Annotated in this window: 16 protein-coding genes; 9 read left to right on the top strand and 7 right to left on the bottom strand. The window is 70.6% G+C overall.

All coding sequences use genetic code 11. The features are described from left to right. Positions 1-4: 4 nt before the first annotated feature. The 3 genes from ACZ5PP_RS01560 to ACZ5PP_RS01550 all read right to left on the bottom strand — a co-directional run bounded on the left by ACZ5PP_RS01560 (position 5) and on the right by ACZ5PP_RS01550 (position 2,667). A complete protein-coding gene (locus ACZ5PP_RS01560; protein ID WP_004300025.1) occupies positions 5-520 on the bottom strand; it encodes an invasion associated locus B family protein in 516 nt (171 codons plus the stop codon). A 144-nt stretch (positions 521-664) separates the two neighbouring features. After that, positions 665-2,152 (bottom strand): tripartite tricarboxylate transporter permease, encoded by a 1,488-nt coding sequence (locus ACZ5PP_RS01555; RefSeq protein ID WP_004300026.1) that lies wholly within the window; start codon positions 2,150-2,152, stop codon positions 665-667. Then, positions 2,140-2,667 (bottom strand): tripartite tricarboxylate transporter TctB family protein, encoded by a 528-nt coding sequence (locus ACZ5PP_RS01550; protein ID WP_012585293.1) that lies wholly within the window; start codon positions 2,665-2,667, stop codon positions 2,140-2,142. The genes ACZ5PP_RS01555 and ACZ5PP_RS01550 overlap by 13 nt, the downstream gene beginning before the upstream one ends. Positions 2,668-2,755: 88 nt before the next feature. Here ACZ5PP_RS01550 and ACZ5PP_RS01545 point away from each other — a divergent pair, with 88 nt between their 5' ends. After that, complete coding sequence (locus tag ACZ5PP_RS01545; protein WP_464826628.1) at positions 2,756-3,733, top strand: tripartite tricarboxylate transporter substrate binding protein; 978 nt, start codon at positions 2,756-2,758, stop codon at positions 3,731-3,733. Next, positions 3,730-4,644: a class I SAM-dependent methyltransferase gene (locus ACZ5PP_RS01540; RefSeq protein ID WP_464826627.1), complete on the top strand. Its 915-nt coding sequence runs from the start codon at positions 3,730-3,732 to the stop codon at positions 4,642-4,644. Before ACZ5PP_RS01545 ends, ACZ5PP_RS01540 begins: the two co-directional genes overlap by 4 nt. Positions 4,645-4,662: 18 nt before the next feature. Here the strand turns inward: ACZ5PP_RS01540 and ACZ5PP_RS01535 are convergent, their stop codons facing one another. Next, entirely contained in the window at positions 4,663-6,447 is a 1,785-nt protein-coding gene (locus tag ACZ5PP_RS01535) for an acetate--CoA ligase family protein (protein WP_464826626.1), read from the bottom strand. Positions 6,448-6,491: 44 nt separating this feature from the next. Beyond that, positions 6,492-9,803, bottom strand: coding sequence for an AMP-binding protein (locus ACZ5PP_RS01530; RefSeq protein ID WP_464826625.1), 3,312 nt, complete (start codon positions 9,801-9,803; stop codon positions 6,492-6,494). Positions 9,804-9,983: 180 nt separating this feature from the next. Here ACZ5PP_RS01530 and ACZ5PP_RS01525 point away from each other — a divergent pair, with 180 nt between their 5' ends. Further along, on the top strand, positions 9,984-11,054 hold the full coding sequence (locus ACZ5PP_RS01525; protein ID WP_273422917.1) for a hypothetical protein: 1,071 nt from the start codon (positions 9,984-9,986) through the stop codon (positions 11,052-11,054). Here ACZ5PP_RS01525 and ACZ5PP_RS01520 read toward each other — a convergent pair. Beyond that, the gene (locus ACZ5PP_RS01520) at positions 10,967-11,629 is read right to left on the bottom strand and encodes a hypothetical protein (RefSeq protein ID WP_464826624.1); all 663 of its coding nucleotides are present in this window, start codon (positions 11,627-11,629) and stop codon (positions 10,967-10,969) included. The two genes, ACZ5PP_RS01525 and ACZ5PP_RS01520, sit on opposite strands and share 88 nt — an antisense overlap. A gap of 20 nt (positions 11,630-11,649) precedes the next feature. On the opposite strand from ACZ5PP_RS01520, the gene recJ reads away from it, so the two are divergent. The 5 genes from recJ to ACZ5PP_RS01495 all read left to right on the top strand — a co-directional run bounded on the left by recJ (position 11,650) and on the right by ACZ5PP_RS01495 (position 17,413). Next, complete coding sequence (recJ, locus tag ACZ5PP_RS01515; RefSeq protein ID WP_276661442.1) at positions 11,650-13,341, top strand: single-stranded-DNA-specific exonuclease RecJ; 1,692 nt, start codon at positions 11,650-11,652, stop codon at positions 13,339-13,341. A gap of 16 nt (positions 13,342-13,357) precedes the next feature. Next, positions 13,358-14,038: a histidine phosphatase family protein gene (locus ACZ5PP_RS01510; RefSeq protein ID WP_012585286.1), complete on the top strand. Its 681-nt coding sequence runs from the start codon at positions 13,358-13,360 to the stop codon at positions 14,036-14,038. A gap of 189 nt (positions 14,039-14,227) precedes the next feature. Continuing rightward, positions 14,228-15,331, top strand: a complete 1,104-nt coding sequence (gene pdhA / locus ACZ5PP_RS01505; RefSeq protein ID WP_464826623.1) for a pyruvate dehydrogenase (acetyl-transferring) E1 component subunit alpha — start codon at positions 14,228-14,230, stop codon at positions 15,329-15,331. Continuing rightward, positions 15,324-16,304 carry an alpha-ketoacid dehydrogenase subunit beta gene (locus ACZ5PP_RS01500; protein ID WP_004300082.1) on the top strand — a complete coding sequence of 327 codons (981 nt, stop codon included), beginning with the start codon at positions 15,324-15,326 and terminating at the stop codon, positions 16,302-16,304. Before pdhA ends, ACZ5PP_RS01500 begins: the two co-directional genes overlap by 8 nt. Beyond that, on the top strand, positions 16,301-17,413 hold the full coding sequence (locus ACZ5PP_RS01495; RefSeq protein ID WP_012585284.1) for a dihydrolipoamide acetyltransferase family protein: 1,113 nt from the start codon (positions 16,301-16,303) through the stop codon (positions 17,411-17,413). The genes ACZ5PP_RS01500 and ACZ5PP_RS01495 overlap by 4 nt, the downstream gene beginning before the upstream one ends. An 8-nt stretch (positions 17,414-17,421) precedes the next feature. Here ACZ5PP_RS01495 and ACZ5PP_RS01490 read toward each other — a convergent pair whose 3' ends face one another. Next, positions 17,422-20,076 (bottom strand): bifunctional diguanylate cyclase/phosphodiesterase, encoded by a 2,655-nt coding sequence (locus ACZ5PP_RS01490; RefSeq protein WP_004322469.1) that lies wholly within the window; start codon positions 20,074-20,076, stop codon positions 17,422-17,424. 248 nt (positions 20,077-20,324) lie between these two features. Between ACZ5PP_RS01490 and prfB the strand changes: the two genes are divergently transcribed. Then, a protein-coding gene (gene prfB / locus ACZ5PP_RS01485; protein WP_012585282.1) for a peptide chain release factor 2 occupies positions 20,325-21,429 on the top strand; the annotation gives its coding sequence in 2 pieces (ribosomal slippage) (positions 20,325-20,405 and positions 20,407-21,429; 1,104 coding nt in all). The last annotated feature ends 10 nt before the right edge of the window (positions 21,430-21,439 follow it).

The following is a 21,439-nucleotide window of genomic DNA, read 5'->3' as shown; positions in this document are numbered from 1 at the left end:
CGGCTCAATCCAGCCCGCTCGCCCGCAAGCCGCTGGTGATGCCCTTCAGCGAGCCGGCCACCTTCACCTGCTGCCTGCCGGCGTTGCCGTAGAACTCGAGGTTGAGCACGCGGCCGGCCTTCAGTGCCTCGATCATGCCCGCGTCGAGCGGCACCGTGGCGATGCAGCCCTGCGCGACACAGGTCAGCGGTGTCATGGCGAAGCCGTTCTTGCCATCGACGTCGCCCCGGATGCCGTTGGGCAGGTGAATGCCGAGCGGCACGACCACACTCATGCCGACCCCGCCGCCCTGGGGCGGACGGCTGATGTTGAAGCGCACCGAGCGCTTATCCCCCTCGCCGAAGGAATGCACCTGTACCAGCGCACAGGCCTTGCTCGCACCGGAAAGCGCCTGGCATTCGTAGACCCAGTCGCCGAAACGCTCCCCCTGCGCGACCTGCGCGCGCAACATGGAGGGGGCGAGCAAGAGCGACAGGGACAGCAGCAGCGGAATCGCGCGCGGGGCTCGGGCCTTGAGCATTGGACAGCTCCTCTGGTCGGGGTGAAAGCGTGTTTTCATTCTTACCGAAGCTCGCGGCCACTGTACAGCACATCCGGCAGCGCGCCCGCCAGCGCCACGCCACGTGCGGCGCGCTTCCCGGCGGCCGGCAGCGGGCACGTCGCCCTACGCGGCCCTTGCGCTGCGCATCGACCGGCAGACGGCGACGGCGAGCAGCACGAAGACCGCGCCGAGCGCCGCGAGGGCGATCGGGCTGGAGACGAAGATCGCAAAGTCGCCCTGCGAAATTGCCAGCGCGCGGCGGAAGTTGTCCTCGACCAGCGGCCCGAGGACGAAGCCGATGAGCACGGGTGCCAGATGCACCCCCGATCGCCTCATCCCGTAGGCCACCAGGCCGATGGCGAGGGCCGCCCAGACGTCGAAGGCACTGCCGCGCACACCGAAGGTCGCCACCGCGATCAGCACGAGGACGAGTGGATAGAGTCGCTGGGGCGGCAGCCTCAGGATGCGAACCCAGACCCCCACCAGCGGAACGTTGAGCACGAGCAGCAGCAGGTTGCCGATCACGAAGCTCGCCATCAGCCCCCAGAAGAGCTCCGGATTCTCGACCGCCAGCAGCGGGCTGGGCACCACCCCATGGGCCGACATCGCGCCGAGCATGAGAGCCATGGTTGCGCTGCCGGGGATGCCCAGCGCCAGCGTGGGCACGAAAGCCGTCTGCGCCGCCGCGTTGTTGGCCGCCTCGGGGGCCGCCAGCCCGGCGATCGCGCCGCGGCCGAAGCACTCCGGGCGAGCAGAAAGACGACGCTCGAGCGCATACGCGGCGATCGACGCCAGGGTGGGTCCGGTGCCCGGCAAGGCACCAAACAATCCGCCCAGCACGCCCCCGCGCAGCACCGGCCCTGCTGCACGGCGCCACGCCTTCCAGCGCGGGAGCGCGCTGCGCTCGCCAATCCCGCCACGCACCACAGGCAAGGCGCCGAACATCGACAGCATCACCTCCGAAACGCCGAAGAGCCCCATGGCGAGCACCACCAGCGGAATGCCGTCGCGCAGTTCCGTCAGCCCGAGGGTGAAACGGGCCACGCCGGTCTGGGCGTCGGTACCGACCATCGCGAGGCCGACCCCGGCGAGCATCGCCACCATGCCCGCGGCCAGACGCCCGCGGCCCACGGCGGCCGTGCAGACCAGTCCGAAGATCATGATCGCGAAGTATTCGGCCGGCCCGAGCATGAACGCGAGCCCGGCGAGCGGGGCGGCCATGGCGAGCATCATGCCGATGCCCACGACCGCGCCGCCGAAGGACGCTCCCGCACTCAGGATCAGCGCCTCGCGGGCACGCCCCGCGCGCGCCATCGGGTGACCGTCGAGACATGAAACCGCGGAAGCGGGCGTTCCCGGCACGTTGAGCAGGATCGCCGCGATCGCCCCGCCGTACTCGGAGCCGTAATAGACCCCCGCCAACAGCACCAGCGCCGCGGTTGGCGACAAGGCATGCGTGAATGGCAACAGCATTGCGACCGCGGCCAGCGAGCTGACCCCGGGCAACACGCCGACCAGGGTTCCGAGCGCCACCCCGATCAGGCAGAACCAGAGATTGCCCGGCGACAGCGCGACCTCGAACCCCGCCATCAGGCCGCTCAAGGCATCCACGACACCCCCGCAAAAGGATTCCTGAAACTCGCCGCGGGGAGCTCCAGCCCGACGCCGAACATCGCTGCCACCAGGCCCGCCAGCAGTACTGCCTGCAGGAGCTTCCCACGCCGCTCCCAGCGCGCATCCCCAGCGCTCGCAAGCAGCGCAGCCGCGAAGGCGGCCGGCACATAACCCAGCACGGGCGCGAGCGAGGCGAAACCCGCCAGTCCGGCGACCGCCGCCCACACGCCACGCAGACCCGCGTCGTCCCCCTCGCGCGGGGTGGAGGAATCGTCCGCCGACATGGACCATGGCCGCAAGCACGCCAGGGCTGCGGCGATGAGCAGCGCCGCCCCCGCGAGCGCGGGGAACGCCCCGGGCCCGAGGCGTCGCAAGGAACCCAGGCCCAGCGCGGCGCCCCCGAGCACGAGCCACGCACCGAGGCCCGAGAGCGCAAGCAGCACCAGCGTCCACAGGCGCGCTTGGCGATCCGGCCCCTGCCCCCGCACGCGGCGGTCCTGCGTCGGAGTCATGGCCGGCACGCCCCCGACGGTGGCGCGGGGGGCCGCATGGCTCTAGAGTTCGACTCTGCGGTCATCCACTTCCTCCCGAGCGTGATTCATGAACCGACGACATTTCATCGGCGCCCTCGCCGGCCTCGCGGCAGCGCGCGCCCGAGCCGGAGAAGGAAACGGCGTCCGGATGATACCGGAGCGGCCGACCCTCCTCGTCGCGGTCGCCGCCGGTGGCGGCCCCGATTCGGTCGCGCGTGCGATCGCTGGGCATCTCGCCGACCGGCACGGCATCCATGCACGCATCGTCAACCTCCCGGACGCCAACGGCGAGCGGGCCCTGGCGGATTTTCTCACCCTGCCGGCAGACGGCAGCACCTGGCTGATCGCGGCCGACAGCCTGATCGTGGTGAATCCCCGGCTCTACCCGCGCGAGTCCGCCGACCCGCTGCACGGTCTTGCACCGGTCGCCCAGGTCGGCAGCAATTTCTTCTTTCTCGCGGTCGGGGCCGAGGATCCGATCCGGAGCATGGCCGAGCTCGTGCTCGAGGCGCGGGCGGCGGAGCGCCCACTGAACTACGCGAGCGGCGGCATCGGCAGCATGCACCATCTCCTCATGGCCGACCTGGCGGCACGCCTCGGACTGCGGCTGAACCACGTTCCCTACAAGGGCGGAGGAGCCGCCGCGACCGGTCTCGCGCGCGGCGACGTGCGAGTCGCGTTCGCCGGCGCCTCCGCCCTCCCGCTCGTGCGGGCGGGCAAGCTGCGGCTGCTCGCAGTCGCGGCGCCGCAACGCTCGCCGCGTTTTCCGGATCTGCCCAGCCTCGCCGAGGTGGCGCCGGGTTTCGACGGCACGCTCTGGTTCGGCTGGTACGGCCATGCGGGCACGCCGGCACCGATCCGGGACGCGATGCGGGGACTGCTGCAGGAGGCAATGGCCAGTCCGCAAACGAGCGCCGCACTCGACCGCCAGCACGGCGGCATTTCCCCCAGCTTCACTTCCGGGCCGGCCTTCGACGCGCTGATCGAGCGCGAACGGGAGCGCTTCGCCCGGCTGATTTCCCTCCCTCCGGAACAGCCGCGATGAGCCATGCACAGCCCCTCCGCCCGCTCGCGCCCGCAGGCACCGGTCCGCTCGCCGAACCTGTGCTCGAATCGGCTCCCTTTGCCCTCGAGATCTCGCGTTTCGCCTGTCGCTGCGGCGCGCAAGGGGATTCCTGCCAGCCCTACCACGGCTTCTGGCAGTACCTTCGCCTGCTCGGGCTGGGAAAGACGATGAGCGGCTTCAGCGCCGAATTCGTCGCCGCGATCCGGCAGGCCGCCCAGACCCATCGCGGCCCCTCGTTTCGCATCCTGATCAGCGGCTGCGCCGACTATTCCGCCTACGCCCATGTGCTTGCCGGCTGCGCCGGCCTGTCGTTGCAGCCGCGCGTGACCGCGCTCGACCTCTGCGCGACCCCGCTGATCCTGAGTCGCTGGTATGCACGCCGGCACGGCGGCGACCTCGCTGCGGTCTGCTCGGACATCCTGGACCATCGCCACCCGGGAGGCTACGAGCTGATCCTCACCAGCAGCTTCCTGGGCTACTTTCCCCCCGCCCGGCGCGCGGAGCTGTTCTCGCGCTACGCGGCGCTGCTCGCGCCGGGCGGTCGCCTGATCTTCACCACCCGGCTCCGTCCCGGCGCGGAAGACCAGCTCGTACCCTTCGGGCCGGACCAGAAGGAAGCGCTCGTGCGCACCGTCGTCGACTCGCTGACGGAGCTTTCCGGCCTCGGGCTGGACCGGAGGGAAGCCGCGCAGCTCGCCGCCGCTTACGCCGACCTTTGCGCCTCGTATCCGGTCAATGGCGAAGCGAGCCTGCGCCGGCTCGCCGAAGCCGCGGGCCTGCTCTGGCTGGACTGCGACCGGCGGCGCTCCGAGGCAGCCCGGCCCGGGGTGACCGGGCCGACAGTCGGCGCAGCGGAATACCTCTTCGTTACTCTGGGACGTCCCGCCTGAGCACGCGGGCAAGGCCCCTCACCGGCGCAGGTGCGGCTCGATCATGGGCCGTATCGCAGCGAGCGCGCCGCGTTCGGCCGCGCTCATCGCCGTCTCGTCGGCGACCCGAAGGCTGTCGAGCACGTCGCTCGGGAGACCCAGTCGCAGGATGTCGGGCGCCGACATCAGGCACGCCGCGGAGCCGACATCGGCCCGGCACAACAGGGCCTGCGCCGCCGCCAGCGCGTCCTCGAACGGCATGCTGACCCGAGCTCCGCGCAGGACGAGGCCATGACGCGACGACACGCCATCGACCTCGCCGTGCTGCAGCAGCCGCGCCGAAAGGCCCGCGTGCCAATCCTCGCGGTCCGGACAGACGACGAGGTGGACCGGGATGCGTCCGTCGCCCCCGACGAGCTCGCGCACCACCGCATCGAGCACGCCCGCGTGGGAATTGCCCCCCATCTGCGGTTGGCCGTTGACCTCGCAGATCGCCCCGCCCGCCTCCAGCCAGCATCTGGAGACATCCTCGATGATCAGATCCACGCCGGCCAGATCCAGCCGCAACGCCATCGCGGCGTCCACCGCGAGCTGCAGATTCGCCGGATGGACGTCGCCGAGCGCACAGGGGCGGTTTTCCCCACCGGCATTGATGTTGTCGCGCCGCCGCAAGCGAATGTACTCGCCGGCTGCGGGCACCGATGCGGGCCCCATGCCTCGGCGCGCCAGCAGATCGAGCGCCTCCGCGTCCAGGCTCAGCAGGGGAGCCCCCGCGCGCTGCGCGCGCCGCCTGTGGATCTCGTCCTCCAGGCGCCGCTCCACGAGAGTGGCCACAGCGGACACGCCATCGCCCACCACGCCCCCCGCCACCCTGCGCATCACGCGGACCACCCTGCCCTGGAAGACGGTCAGGCGGTGCGTGTAGCCCTCGACATGGCGCTCGACGAGGATCGTCCGCGACAGGGCGCTGGCCGCGTCATACGCGATGCGGACCATCGCATCGTCGGACAGCCCGGCCTGCACCCCCGCCCCCTGCTCCTGGTCCGCAGGCTTGACCACTACGGGGTAGCCCAGCGCACGGGCGGCCTCGACCGCGCCTTCCGGCGAGCGCACGACCACCTGCTGCGGCACCGGGAGGCCCGAGGCACGGAGAACTTCCGCGGTATGCACCTTGTTGCGGGCGATCCCGAGGCCGATGCCGGACGTCCGGTCGGTGATCGTGCTCCTCATCCAGCGCGCCTTCCGCCCCTGACCGAGCACCAGTACATCATGCAGGAGGCGCCCCACAGGGATCCCGGCGCGGTAAGCGGCAAGTGCGATGTTGATCGGGTTGATGCCGGGGATCGCATGCGCGCCGAGCATGCGATCCAGCTCTTCCAGCGATTCCTGCGAGCTGCGCCCGTCCTTGCTCCCGGCCTGCCCGCCGGTCGCGCGTCGATTCACCTCGGCCACCACCCAACGCAACGCACGCTCGGTCGCCGCAGGCTGGTCCGACGGCAGCGCGACCCTGAAGACGCGCACATCCGCCACGGTCCGGATCAGGGCACGATGGCTTCTCCACGACACCGGGACTCCCGCTCGTCGCTGCAACGCGCCGACGCAGCGAAGGATGCAGTCGATCAGGCACTCGACGCCCGAGGCGCCCGCCGCCCGCTCCCCGCCTGTCGACGCTTCGTCGGCGAACGCCGCCAGCATCTCCTCGACGATGCCGGCACGCCCCTCGTCCGTCAACACGAGTTCTCCGGCGAGTGCGCCCTGTTGCAAACCGAAGGCGGCTCCGCGCAGCCATGTGAAGCGGGTGCCCACCCGAACCAATTCGACCATGATCTCCCCTGCCGTCCGATGGAATCCTCACCCGCCCCGGCGGTTCAAGACGCAGTCCCGCTGGCGTCCCAGGCGCGGCACAGGGCAATCAGCCCGGCCACCTCCGCATCCGCGGCCTGCCGCGCTGGCGAACCGGCCGTCCGGATGTCGCCGTCGATCACGACGACGCGGTCGACCCGATCCAGCGGGATCCCCGTCCGCAGCAGCTCGAGCGTCTGCACGACAAGGACCAGCGCGCCCACCTCGGCGCGCAGCGTCAAGGCACGCACCCTTGCGTGCAGCCCGTCGACCGCCAGGCCGAAGGGTTGGCCGTCGCCGCCCAGGGTACGCACGTCACTGCTCAGGACCGCGGCCATGCCGGCCTGGAGCAAGGTCCGCCAGCGCGCTGCAGCCGCCTCCCAGGCGGCCGCCCCGCCCACGAATACCTCGACGGGAATCCGCCCACGCCCATCGACCAGGCGGAACAGGTATTCCTCGACGTAGCGCCGCGATATTTCGCCACCGCCCAGCAGGGGAGCGAAATTCACCTCGTTGAGGATGGCACCGTTGGCATGCCACGGCGCGGTGATGTCGGGGCTGATCATGTCCACCCCGGCAACCTCCAGGCCGAAGAGGCGTGCGGCGGCAATCGCGGCACGCACGTTCTCGGGATGCAGCGCATGGGTGACTTCCTCATCCACGCCTCCCGAGGCCGTGGTCTCGATACGACGCAAGGCGACGAACCGGCCGGCACCCGGCACGTCCTCCGGCCCCAGGCCCTGGCGCGCGAGCATCTCGAGCGCGCTGTCGTCCAGCGCGCAAAGCGGCGCGCGCTTCCACGGTGGCAAACCCATCCGACGCGCGCACTCGGCATCTACCAGGCTCCCGATCGAAGTCCTGCCATTCCCGTACACGCCGGCCGGGAGCCGCCTCACGGCATACAGCAGACGTCCCGCAGCAACGAAGATCCGATGGCAGACCCCCGGCGCCTGTCGCTCCACCAGAACCCGCTTGCCCGGCGAGCATTCACGAGCCGTCGTGTAAGCCCGCGCCACTCCCTCGTCATCGCCCACATCCACGCTCACCCCTTCGCCGCGATCCCGATCGACGGGCTTGACGACCACCGGATAACCCAGGCTGCGGGCTGCCGCGCGCGCTTCTTCCGCCGTCATGACGAGCCGGTTCACCGGCGCCGGCAGTCCGGCCGCACGCAACAGTTCGGACGCCATCCATTTGTCGTGTGTCCAGCGCATGCCGAAGACCGAGTCGCCATCGGTCGTGCTGCGCTCGATACGCCTCGCCCTGCTGCCCCAGCCGAGCTGATACACGCCCCTTCCAAGGGGCCGGAAGGGAATATCCAGCCGATAGGCTGCGCGCAAGACCTCGAGGGTCGACTTTCCCGCGGGCATCAGCTTTCCATGGGGCTGCAGAAGCTCGTCTCCGATGGCCACGAAGACACGCTCGCGGTCCTGCGGGCTGCCCGGATCCGCGCCCTGTGCAAGCTGTGCGATGCGGAATGCGATCCCGACCACCTCCATGCACGCCGTAGCGGAGACGAACTCGGGTCCCGGACACAGGAACGCCGCCCGCCACCGCCGCCGATGTTCGTCGACCGGAGCGCAGTCGATGAGCTCGAAGACGTCGAACACCGGCACGCGGACCAACTGCAGGAACAGCCGCGCCAGACGCAGGACCTGCTGCAGCCAGTACCGGGCCGTGTCTGCGTCTTCGCACCCCTCGGACGGCCTCGTCCCGAGTGGGGCGTCCTCGCCCAGCAAGGCCATCCAGGCGTCCAGACGGTTTGTGGCTGGCGCGATCGGCGGTGCGAACTCGATCTCGAAGCGGGTCTGCAACTGACGCGGTCTCGACCAGTGGCGGCGCGCCCCTTGCGCCCGACCGCCCTCGTGTGCCCAATCGTGGCGCTCCAGAACCGCCTCGAGCGCTTCGCGCTGCACCTTGCCTTGTTCGCTCCGCGGGATGCGGTCGACCCAGATCACGTCGTGCAGGGCATGGCGCCCCAAGGCTGCGCGGACATGGGCGACGAGTTCATGCGCGCTCGGATGCGTTCCAGCTTCGGGAACCACCAGCGCGACCGGGACATCCTGCAGCACGCGATGCCGCAGGGGCGTGGCCAGCGCATCGGCCACGCCCGGATGCCGCCGCAGGCACTGCTCGATCTCGGCTGGATGGAGATTCACGCCACCGACGATCATCATGTCGTCCATGCGCCCTCTGTGCACCAGCTGTCCGTCGGCCGTCAGATGGCCGATGTCCCCGGGATAGAACCAGCCCTCCGCGAAGGCCTTGCGGTTCGCCTCCTCGTCACCGAGATAACCGTCGATGACCATCGGCGAGGCGATCCGCACCCGTCCGTCCACCCCTGCCGGGACCGGCTGCCCGCGCTCATCGACCACCTCGATGCGGATGCCGGGAAAAGGACGCCCCACGCCGCCGCTCGTCCGGTGAACCTCGTCCAGTCGAGTCAGGGTCGCGGTGTGGCTCTCGTTCGTCCCGTAGAAAACATGGATGCGGGGGGTCAAGCGTCGCCGGATCTCGTCGCGCAGCGCCATCGACACCGTCGAGCCCCCCACCATCAGCGCCTGCAGCCGGGCGAACGCGCCGGTCGCCTCCGCCGGAAGCCGACGCAGGAGGGTCTCGATGTGGCAGACCATGGCGTGGATCACCGTCACCTCGCCCTCGGCGACTTCACGGCGAAGGTCCACGCGGCCGGGGGTGTCCAGGAAGATTCCCGCCCCGATCGCCATCGCCTCCAGGCAGCGCTGCTTCGCGGAATAGAAATGCATGCTCACCATGGAGCACAAGACGTCCTGCGCGCCATAGGGCAGCCAGCTCGGCCCCAGCCTCGAGCGCAGGCATTGCTGCCGGTGCGTGACCGGCATGATCTTGGGTCGCCCCGTGGAACCAGAGCCCGTCACATAGATCCACGGCCGATCCGCCACCTCGCGCGCCGGCTCGGGCGTCATCGACGGCGGGCTTCTCTCGAGCATGGACCAGGCGAGGATCGGGAGCCCGCCGAGGTCCGCTCCAGTTCGACGACCGTCGTCGGCGAGCGCCCGACCAGCCCGCGTGAGCGCCAACAGTCGCCCACGCAACGCATCGGGCAGGGTGCGCGGGACACTCACCACCGTCGCCCCCCGATGAGCGACCGCCAAGGAGGCCACCAGATGATCGAGGGGGTCGTCCAGACATAGCGCGAGCACGTCCCCTCGCGCCACTCCGGCGTTCGCCAGGCCCGCGGCCACCGAGCACACCCTCCGCCCCAAGGCCCCATAGCCGAGCACTTCATCGCCATGGCGCACGGCGAGGGCCTCCGGGCGACTCGAAGCCTGCTGCAGAAGCAGATCGACAACATTCATGTCCTGCGCGAATCCTTGAGCGGGAAAACAAGGCTGCGTGCGGCTCAGCCCGAGCGCCCGATCATATGCGCATTCCACCGGCTGGAGTGCCGCGACCGCCACCGCAGGCGACCCGTCGCGGCGGAGAGCCCGCAGCGCCACGCATGGTAGACTCGCGCCGCCTTCAGACACCCGACCTCGATGCAGATCCAGCTCCTGATCCCCGGCCTGCTATGGCCTGTCGCAACCTTGCTCGGGCCGGCCTCCGGACTCGCGCTCGAGGGTCTCGCGACCCTGCTCGGCCGCGGCCGCCGGGAGCTGACCGCCTTCGAGCCTTACGATCGCCAGCTCGCACGCCTGTTCGGCGTGCGCGGCGACACCCTGCCGATGGCGACCCTGCGCCGCCTGGGCGAGGCCGATGCGCCGGCGCCCGAGCCCGGCAGGCACTGGCTGTGCGCGGATCCGGTGAACCTGTCGTTCGCCCGCGAACACCTGCTGCTGCAGGCTTTTCCGGACGAAGAGCTGGACGCGGCGGAGAGCGCCGAGCTGGTCGCCGAGCTCAACGCGATCTTCGCCGACCTCGGCCGCTTCGAAGCCTGCACGCCCACGCGCTGGTACCTGCGCCTGCACCGCCCGACCGCGGTCACGCTCTACCCGCTCGACGACGTGACCGGGCGCCCGGTCAAGCACTTCCTGCCCGAAGGCGAAGATGCCCGGTTGTGGCAGCGCACCATGAACGAAGCGCAGATCGTGCTGCACAACCATGCGCGCAGCCGCGCCCGCGAGGAGGCCGGCCGCCGCGCGGTCAACAGCGTCTGGCTGTGGGGCGCGGGCGCGCTCGATGCGCCGCCGCGGGCGCCCGCCCGCCAGGTCCAGGCGAGCGATCCGGTCAGCATCGGCCTCGCGCGCGCTGCCGGGGTGGCGTTCGGTGCGCCGGATCCCGCTGCAGCGCTTGCGCAGGACACGCTGGTCGTCCTCGACGAGCTGCGCAAGCCCGCACAGCAGCTCGACCTCGACACCTGGCGGCGCGGCCTCGAGGCGATGGAGCGCGACTGGTTCGGCCCGCTCGCCGAGGCCTTCCGCGCCGGTCGCATCGACACCCTGCGTCTGACCGCCCCCGGCGATCGCGGCACGCTGCAACTCGAGCTGCGCGCCGGCGAACGCTGGAAGTTCTGGCGCAAGCCCTACGCCTTCGACGCGCTGCTGAAGTCCATCGCCCCCGCGCCGATGCAGATGCCCGACGCCCCGCGCCCCGCCCATGGCGCCCCGTAGGCGCAGCCGATGATCGCGACTTGCGTCGCTCCTACGACAGTCCGGATGCGCGACACGTTCTGTAGGAGCGGCGCAAGCCGCGATTGCCGCGGCTCCGGATGCGCGGCGCCGACCGCAAGGCCGGTGATGGCGACTTGCGTCGCTCCTGCGGCAGTCCGGATGCGCGACACGTTCTGTAGGAGCGGCGCAAGCCGCGATTGCAGCGGCTCCGGATGCGCGGCGCCGACCGCAAGGCCGGTGATCGCGACTTGCGTCGCTCCTGCGGCAGTCCGGATGCGCGACACGTTCTGTAGGAGCGGCGCAAGCCGCGATTGCCGCGGCTCCGGATGCGCGGCGCCGACCGCAAGGCCGATGATCGCGACTTGCGTCGCTCCTGCGGCAGCCCGAATGCGCGACACGTTCTGTAGGAGCGGCGCAAGCCGCGATTGCCGCGGCTCCGGATGCGCGGCGCCGACCGCAAGGCCGGTGATCGCGACTTGCGTCGCTCCTGCGGCAGTCCGGATGCGCGGCGCTTTCCGTAGGAGCGGCGCGAGCCGCGATTGCCGCGCCGCGGCTTGTGCATGAACACCGGCCACCTACAAGCTTTCTTCGACCGATGACCCGAATCCAGCCCCGCTCCATCCCGCAGCAAGCCTTCGCCCGCCTCGCCGATGCCGGCCTGCATCCGCTGCTCGCCCGCCTCTACGCCGCGCGCGGCATCGCGCGCGCCGACGAGCTCGACACCAGCCTGAAGAACCTGCTGCCGCCCGAGGCGCTCACCGGCACGGCGGAAGCCGCGATCCTGCTCGCCGACGCCATCGAGGCCGGCGCGCGCATGGTCATCGTCGCCGACTACGACTGCGACGGCGCCACCGCCTGCGCGGTGGGCGTGCGCGCGCTGCGCGCCTTCGGTGCCGACGTGCATTACCTCGTGCCGGACCGCGTCACGCTCGGCTACGGCCTCACCCCGGCCATGGTCGAGATCGCCGCGCGCCTCGAGCCCGACGTGCTGATCACCGTCGACAATGGCATCGCCAGCGTCGAGGGCATCGCCGCCGCGCGCGCCCATGGCATGGCCACGGTGATCACCGACCATCACCTGCCCGGCGACGTGCTGCCCGAAGCCGACGTGATCGTGAACCCCAACCAGCCCGGCTGCGACTTCCCGAGCAAGGCGCTGGCCGGCGTGGGCGCGATGTTCTACACGATGCTCGCGCTGCGCGCCGAACTGCGCGAGCGCGGCGCCTTCGCCGGCGCCAAGGAACCCAACCTTGCCGACCTGCTCGACCTCGTCGCGCTCGGCACCGTGGCCGACGTGGTCAAGCTCGACCGCAACAACCGCATCCTGGTCGCGCAAGGCCTCGCGCGCATGCGCGCCGGGCGCCTGCAGCCCGGCATCCGCGCGCTGTTCGGGCTCGCCGGGCGCGACCCGGCGCGCGCCAGCACGATGGACCTCGGCTTCATGATCGGCCCTCGCCTCAACGCGGCCGGGCGACTCTCCGACATGAGCCTGGGCATCGAGTGCCTGATCACCGACGACCCCGGCCGGGCGATGAACATCGCCCAGGAGCTCGACAAGCTCAACCGCGAACGCCGCAGCATCGAGGCCGGCATGCAGGAAGAAGCGCTCGCCCGCCTGGCGGGCTTCGACGCCGGCAACCGCGCCACCGTGGCGCTCTTCGAACCCGACTGGCACCAAGGTGTGATCGGCATCGTCGCCGGCCGCATCAAGGAGCGGCTGCACCGCCCCACCATCGCCTTCGCGCGCGCCAGCGACGGCGAACTCAAGGGCTCCGGGCGCTCGATCCCCGGCCTGCACCTGCGCGACGCGCTCGACCTCGTCACCAAGCGCCAGCCCGACCTCATCGTGCGCTTCGGCGGCCACGCCATGGCGGCCGGCCTGACCATCCGCGAATCGGAACTCGCACGCTTCGACGCGGCCTTCGAGGAGGTCGTCGGCGAACTGCTCGAGCCCGCCCAGCTCGAGCGCCGCATCGATACCGACGGCAACCTGGAATCGGGCTACTTCGCGCTCGACGCCGCGCGCATGCTCGACAACGAGATCTGGGGCCAGGGCTTCCCGGCGCCGCTGTTCGACGACGTCTTCCGCGTCGAGCGCCAGCGCCTGTTGAAGGACAAGCACCTCAAGCTCGAGCTCGCGCGCGGCAGCACGCGCTACGAGGCCATCCGCTTCAACCACGCCGAGGGCGCCGCCGGCCAGATCCACGCCGCCTTCCGCCTCGGCATCAATGAATACAACGGCGTCGCCAGCGTGCAGCTGATGCTCGAACATTTCGAGGCGGCGTAGGCCCGCCGCCATCGCGATGAGCGCGCAAGCCTCGGACTGGCGGGTCCCCGCCGCCACCCTGCGCTGGCTGGACGCGGTGCCGGCCGAGCGCGGCGTGGCCATGCTGGTCCGCCATTCGGTGCGCGACCCCTTGCCGCCCGGCGACCTCGGCTACGCCAACGCGCTCAACGCCGAAGGCGTCGAGCTCGCGCGCAGCCTTGGCGAGCGCCTGCACGGACGCCTGCGCAGCCTGCACACCAGCCCGCTGCAGCGCTGTGTGCACACCGCCGAGGTCTTCGCGCGCGTGGCCGGCGACACGCCGCCGATCGTCACCGACCGCATGCTCGGCGACCCCGGCGCCTGGGTGCTCGACCGCGCGCTGGCGGGCGAGAACTGGAAGCGCCTCGGCAGCGAGGGGATCATGGAGCAGTTGGCGACGACCGACGAGGACCTGCCCGGCACGCGTCCGGCGCGCGTGGGCGCGCAGAACCTCGCCATGCACATGCTCGCGATCGCCGCGGGCTCGCCCGGTCTGCACGTCTTCGTCACCCACGACATCCTGCTCGCGATCGCGGCGGCGCGCTTCCTCGGCCCGCCGCCGGCCGGCCCGGAGCGCTGGCCGGGCTACCTCGAGGCCGCCTTCTTCTGGCAGGACGACGACGGCCTCCACGCCGGCTATCGCGACCGCCACCGCGGCGGCCTCACCGGCGCGCGCTGACGAAGCGGCAACCGCGTCGGGAACATCCGCGCACGGGCGCGCTCCAACCCCGCAAACGGAAAACGTCGCGGCGCCGCCACCCGGTCGCCGACGACATCCACGCCCGGATGCCACCGGCGCCCAGAGGAGACGGACCCCGACCGGGGCGCGCAGGCATGCGGGGCCGACCGAGCCTGAAGGGAGCGCGCCATGAGCACTGTCGCCCGGTTCCAGATCGATCACGTCCGTTTCCTCGACCCGCAGGGCGAGGCGCTCGGGCCGCTGCCCGACTTCGCGCGCGATCCCGCACAGCTGGTCCCGATGTACCGCGCGATGTACCTCACGCGCACCTTCGACGCCAAGGCGATCGCGCTGCAGCGCACCGGCAAGCTCGGGACCTTCGCGTCTGCGCTCGGCCAGGAGGCGATCGGGGTCGGGGTGGCGAGCGCGATGCGTGCCGAGGACGCGCTGTTTCCCTCCTATCGCGAGCACGCCGCCCAGCTCGTGCGCGGCGTGCGCATCGAGGAGAGCCTGCGCTACTGGGGCGGCGACGAGCGCGGCAGCGACTTCGCCCAGGCCCGCCACGACTTTCCCAACTGCGTGCCGATCGGCACCCAGGTCTGCCACGCCGCGGGCGCGGCCTATGCCTTCAAGCTGCGCGGCGAGGCACGCGCGGCGGTGTGCTTCCTCGGCGACGGCGGCAGCTCGAAGGGCGACTTCTACGAGGGGCTCAACTTCGCCGCCGTCTGGAAGGCGCCCCTGCTGATCGTGGTGAGCAACAACCAGTGGGCGATCTCGGTGCCGCGCAGCGCGCAGAGCGCCACCGCCACGCTGGCGCAGAAGGCCATCGCCGCAGGCGTCGATGGCGTGCAGGTCGACGGCAACGACCTCGTTGCAGTGCACCACGTTGCCCGTGAAGCGCTGGCGAAGGCCCGCGCCGGCGGTCGACCGACCCTGATCGAGGCGGTCACCTATCGCCTCGGCGACCACACCACCGCCGACGACGCCTCGCGCTACCGCGACCCTGCGGTGGTGCAGGAGCAGTGGTCCTTCGAGCCGCTGACCCGGCTGCGCAACCACCTGGTCGGGCTCGGCGCCTGGGGGCCGGACAAGGAGGAGGCGCTCGCGCGCGAATGCACCGAGACCGTGAATGCCGCGGTCGAGGCCTATCTGAACACCCCGCCGCCCACCACCGCGGCGATGTTCGAGCACCTCTTCGCGACCCTGCCCGCCGCGCTCGTGGCCCAGCGCGACGAGGCCCTGCGCTTCACGCCGCGCAAGGCGGGCGGACAACCGGGAGGCGATCATGGCTGAGATCAATCTCGTCGAGGCGGTTAACCTGGCCCTCGCCCACGAGCTCGCGCGCGACGAGGCGGTCGTGCTGCTCGGCGAGGACATCGGCGCCAACGGCGGCGTGTTCCGCGCCACGGTCGGGCTGCAGCAGCGCTTCGGCGCCGGGCGCGTGGTCGACACCCCGCTCGCCGAGACCGCGATCGTCGGCACCGCGATCGGCATGGCGGCGATGGGCCTCAGGCCGGTGGCGGAGATCCAGTTCTCCGGCTTCCTGTATCCGGCGATCGACCACCTGATCAACCATGCCGCGCGCCTGCGCAACCGCACCCGCGGCCGGCTCACCTGCCCGCTGGTCGTGCGCACCCCCTGCGGCGGCGGCATCCATGCGCCCGAGCACCACTCGGAGAGCCCGGAGGCGATGCTCGCCCACACCCCCGGCCTGCGCGTGGTCATGCCGTCCTCGCCCGCACGCGCCTACGGCCTGCTGCTGGCGGCGATCCGCGACCCCGACCCGGTGATGTTCCTCGAGCCGACGCGGATGTACCGCCTGTTCCGCCAGGAGGTCGCCGACGACGGCGAGGCGCTGCCGCTGGACGTGTGCTTCACGCTGCGCGGCGGCACCGACCTCACCCTGGTGAGCTGGGGCGCGATGCTGCACGAGACCCAGGCCGCGGCCGACGCGCTCGCCACCGAGGGCATCTCGGCCGAGGTCATCGACGTCGCCACGCTCAAGCCGCTCGACCTGCCGACCATCCTGGAGTCGGTCGCCCGCACCGGGCGTTGCGTGATCGTGCACGAGGCCGCGCGCACCGCCGGCCTGGGCGCCGAGATCGCGGCCGGCCTCGCCGAGGAGGGCCTGTATTCCCTGCTCGCGCCGGTGCAGCGCGTCACCGGCTACGACACGGTGATGCCGCTGTCGCGGCTCGAAACCCAGTACCTGCCGAGCGTCGAACGCATCGTCGCGGCGGCGCGCAAGACCCTGGAGGCATCATGAAGATCTTCAAGCTGCCCGACCTGGGCGAAGGACTGCAGGAAGCCGAGATCGTCGAATGGCATGTCAAGGCGGGCGACGAGATCGCCGCCGACCAGCCGCTGGTATCGGTCGAGACCGCCAAGGCGATCGTGGACATCCCCTCCCCTTACGATGGGCGGGTCGCGAAGCTGTACGGCGAGGTCGGCCAGCTCGTGCATGTGGGCGCACCGCTCGCCGGCTTCGAGGGCGGCGCCGAGACCGCCGACACCGGCACCGTGGTCGGCGAGATGCAGGTCGGCCAGGAGGTGCGCGCCGAGGCGCCGGCCGCGCTCGCACCGGCAGCCCACGGCGGAGCGGGGATCCGCGCCACCCCGGCGGTGCGCGCGCTGGCGCGCCAGTTGAAGGTCGAGCTCGAGATGGTGACGCCCTCCGGCGCCGACGGCGTGATCACCCGCGAGGACGTGCAGCGCGCCGCGCGCGTGCTCGCCGAGGCCGGCCCCGCCGAAGCGCTGCGCGGCGTGCGCCGGGCGATGGCACAGAACATGAGCCTGGCGCAGAGCGAGGTCGCCGGCGCCACGGTGATCGACGACGCGGTGATCCACGCCTGGCCGCCCGGCACCGACGTCACCGTGCGCCTGATCCGCGCCCTGGTCGCCGGCTGCCGCGCCGCGCCGGCGCTCAACGCCTGGTACGAGAGCCACGCGATGGCGCGCCGGCTGGTGCCGCAGGTGCACGTCGGCATCGCGGTCGACCTGCCCGACGGCCTCTTCGTGCCGGTGCTGCGCGACGTCGCCAACCGCAGCCCCGACGACCTGCGCCAGGGCCTCGAGCGCATGCGCGCCGACGTCAGGGCGCGCAGGATTCCGCCCGAGGAGATGCGCGGCCACACCATCACGCTGTCCAACTTCGGCATGATCGGCGGCAAGTACGCCTCGCCGCTGGTGGTGCCGCCCACGGTGGCCATCCTCGGCGCCGGGCGGGTGCACGAGCAGGTGCTCGCGGTCGATGGCGCCCCGGCGGTACGCCGCGTGCTGCCGCTGAGCCTGTCCTTCGACCACCGCGTGGTCACCGGCGGCGAGGCCGCGCGCTTCCTGAAGGCGGTGATCGACGATCTGGAACGCGCCGACTGAGCGCTCCTTCAGCGCGCCGGCCGAGACCTTCGGGCGTCGAGGAAGGCCTCGAGCGCGTCGATCGGCTGCGGCGCACTGAAAAGGTAGCCCTGATAGGTCGAGCAGCCGTTGCGGGCGAGGAAGTCGCGCTGCTCCTCGCACTCCACGCCTTCCGCGATCACACGCAGGCCGAGGTTGTCGGCGAGCACGATGATCATGCGCGCGATCGCCGCGTCGTTGGGATCGACCAGGATGTCGCGCACGAAGCTGCGATCGATCTTCAACTGATCCAGCGGCAAGCGCTTGAGATAGGCGAGCGAGGAATAGCCGGTCCCGAAGTCGTCGAGCGAGAATCCCACGCCGAGCGCCTTGAGGGCCTCCATCTTCTCGCTGACCTTGTCGACGTCGGTCACCAGCGAGCTCTCGGTCAGCTCCAGGTCGAGCCGGCCCGGGTCGGCCCCCGAGCACTCGAGCGCGGCGACCACCCCCGCGACGAAGTCTTCATGGAGGAACTGGCGTGCGCTGACATTGACCGCAATCACCAGCCTGCTGCGCCACGGGTCGTCCGCCCACGCCGCCAGCTGCGCGCAGGCGGCCTCGAGCACCCAGCGCCCGAGTGGAAGGATCAACCCGCACTCTTCGGCGAGCGGAATGAACTCGCCCGGCGGTACCAGGCCGCGCACCGGGTGATGCCAACGCACCAGCGCCTCCACGCCGAGCACCGCGCCGTCGGCGGCGACCTGGGGCTGGTAATGCAGCACGAACTGGCGCTGCTCGAGCGCGATCCACAGCCCTGCCTCCACGTCGGCCCGGGCGCGCACGTCGGCTAGCATCGAGGGGTCGAAGAAGCACACCGCGTTGCGTCCGCCGAGCTTGGCCCGGTACATCGCCATGTCGGCCCGTCGCAGGGGCTCGTCGACCGGTTCGTCGGCCAACTCGCCGAAAAGGCTCACGCCGATGCTCACCGAGGTGCGATGTTCCGAACTGCCGAGCTGGAAACGCTGGTTCAGCGCCGCGAGGATCTTGCTGCCCACCGCCGCGGCCTGTTCCGCCGCCTCCCGACCCTCCCCGCCCAGTTCCTCCAGCATGACGATGAACTCGTCGCCACCGAGCCGGGCCACGGTATCGTCCTTGCGCACGCAGCGTACGAGGATGGCGGCGACCTGCACGAGCAGCCGATCGCCCTCCTGGTGGCCCACGGTGTCATTGACCGCCTTGAAGTTGTCCAGGTCGATGAACAGCAAGGCGCCGACCGTGCCCTGACGCGCGCAGCTCGCCTGCGCCCGCTCCAGCCGCTCCATCAGCAGCCGCCGGTTGGGCAAGCCGGTCAAGGCGTCGAAGTACGCCAGCTTCCTGACCTCGGCCTCCGCCGACTTGCGCGCGGAGATGTCGCGCGCGGAGTTGAACAGCACCGTCCTGCCGTCCACCTCGAGCGGGAACGCGGTCACCTCGACGGGATACACGCTTCCATCCTTGCGCCGATGTGCCGTTTCGAAGGTGTGCACTTCGCTCGAGGCGAACAGCTCGCTGATCAGCGCACGCATGTCGGGCTCCGGATGGCAGGCATCCCAGCTCCCCGCCCGCATGCCGATGACCTCGCTGCGCGATCGCCCGAGCATGCGGCAGAAGGCGTCGCTGGCCTCGATGACGATGCCCTCCGCGTCGGTGATGTGGATGCCGTCGCTGGCGTTCTGCAGCAGGATGCGGCTGCGCTCGTTGGCACGGTCGTTGGCGTCGACCAGCCGATACAGCAGCCAGGCGGCCAGCCCGGTCACGCCGAGGAAAAGTGCCCACAGCAGCATGGCCTTGCCGACGTCCTCCTTCCACTGCGCGAGGTAGTCCTTCTCGCCCCAGCCGACGACGACGAAGGCCGGCAGGCGCTCGAGCCGGCGGTAGGCATTGATGCGCGCCACGCCGTCGGCCGTGCGCGCGCTGTAGAAGGACTGCGCGCGAACGTCGGAGGCGACGATCTCGTTGAGCTCCTGCGACCCGCCGCGACTGCCGATCACGCCGGCCGGGGCATCGAGACGCGGCCAGCGCGCGATCAGCGTCATGTCGAGGTCGCGCACCAGGGCGATGCCATGCGGCCCGAGCTGCAGGCCCGAAAGCAGGCGCTGGAAATGATCGGCCGGCACGGCTGCGGTCACGACGCCCGCGAAGTCGCCATCGGGCGCGTTGTAGCGGCGCGAGAACACCACGATCCACGTATTTGAAATGCGCCCGTGCAGCAGCTTGCTGGCCTGCATCTCGCCATCGTCGAGCGCGCGATGATCGATGAAGAACGGGCGGTCGGCATAGCTCGTACGCGTCTCGGCCGTCACCTGGTCGCCGAGGACAACCGTGCCGGTGGCATCACTGACCCGGACCTGGGCGGTCTGCGACAGCCCGTCGCGATGCACGTCGATCACCGAGTCGAAATCGTCGCGCTCCAGGCGCCCCTTGTCGCGCAACGCACGCTCGATCCGGTTCTGCGCTCCGCGCAGCAGGAGGTCGATCTCGCGGACAGAGGAACCGACGCTCTGGTCGAGGAGCAGGGCCAGGTTCTCGACCGTGGTGCGCACCTCCCGCTCCTTGCGTGCCTTCGCCTCCAGCATCGCATAACCCAGCAGTCCCGCAATGAATGCGTTGAGCGCCAGCACCGTGGCGATCAATACCCCGAGGATCTTCCTGCTGTTGTGCTGCATGTGCCCGCCAGACGAGTTCCTACCGCGTTCCCCGGGTCGATGACGGCACGCGGATCCTGAATTGGGCGTAATTGTAACCGTCCCGCCTGCAGGTACTCCAGCCTGGAAGCGGGAGGCGAACGAGGCTCTCGCTGCGTCTGCGCGGAGTCGGCGGGACGTCCCTGCTCATGAAGCTGCGCTGCGGCCGACGGCGCTGCTCCGGTAACCGGTATAATGAGCGGTTTCCCAGATTCCGCCGGAGCCTCGCCATGGAAGCCGAACGCCAGAACGCCATCGCCGAAAAACTCGCCGACCTCGCCGCCCGGGGTCGCGAACTACGGAGGTATCTTTGACTACGATGTGAAGGCATCGAAGCTCGAAGAGGTCAATCGCGCGCTCGAAGACCCGGCGGTGTGGAACAACGCCGAGCGCGCGCAGGAGCTCGGCAAGGAGAAGCGCCAGCTCGAGGACGTGGTGCTGACGCTGCAGAAGATCGACGCGCAGTCGCGCGACCTCAAGGATCTCTTCGAGCTCGCCGAGGCCGAGGACGACGACGACACCTTCGAGGCGGTCGAGGCCGACCTCGTCGAGTTGCAGGGCGCGATCGAGAAGCTCGAGTTCCGCCGCATGTTCAGCAACCCGATGGACCCCAACAACTGCTTCATCGAGATCCAGGCCGGCGCCGGCGGCACCGAGGCGCAGGACTGGGCGGGCATGCTCGAGCGCATGTACCTGCGCTACGGCGAGAAGAAGGGCTTCACCGTCGAGCTCATGGAAGAGACCGAGGGCGAGGTCGCCGGCATCAAGAACTGCACGATCAAGTTCTCCGGCGAATACGCCTACGGCTACCTGCGCACCGAGACCGGCATCCACCGCCTCGTGCGCAAGTCGCCGTTCGACTCCAACGCGCGCCGCCACACCAGCTTCACCTCGGTGTTCGTGTATCCGGAGGTCGACGACTCGATCGAGATCGAGATCAACCCGGCCGACCTGCGCATCGACACCTACCGTGCCTCGGGCGCGGGCGGCCAGCACATCAACAAGACCGACTCCGCGGTGCGCATCACCCACGAGCCCACCGGCATCGTCGTGCAGTGCCAGAACGACCGCTCGCAGCACAAGAACAAGGCCGAGGCCATGTCGATGCTGAAGGCGCGCCTGTACGAGGCCGAGCTGCGCAAGCGCCAGTCCGAGCAGCAGAAGCTCGAGGACTCCAAGAGCGACATCGGCTGGGGCCACCAGATCCGCAGCTACGTGCTCGACCAGTCGCGCATCAAGGATCTGCGCACCAACTACGAGGTCGGCAACACGCAGGCCGTGCTCGACGGCGATCTCGACGATTTCATCGGGGCAAGCCTCAAGCAGGGCGTCTGAGGAAAGGGCG

This window comes from Thauera sp. DNT-1 (genome assembly GCF_055393985.1).
This window is presented reverse-complemented; position numbering and strand designations above follow the sequence as displayed.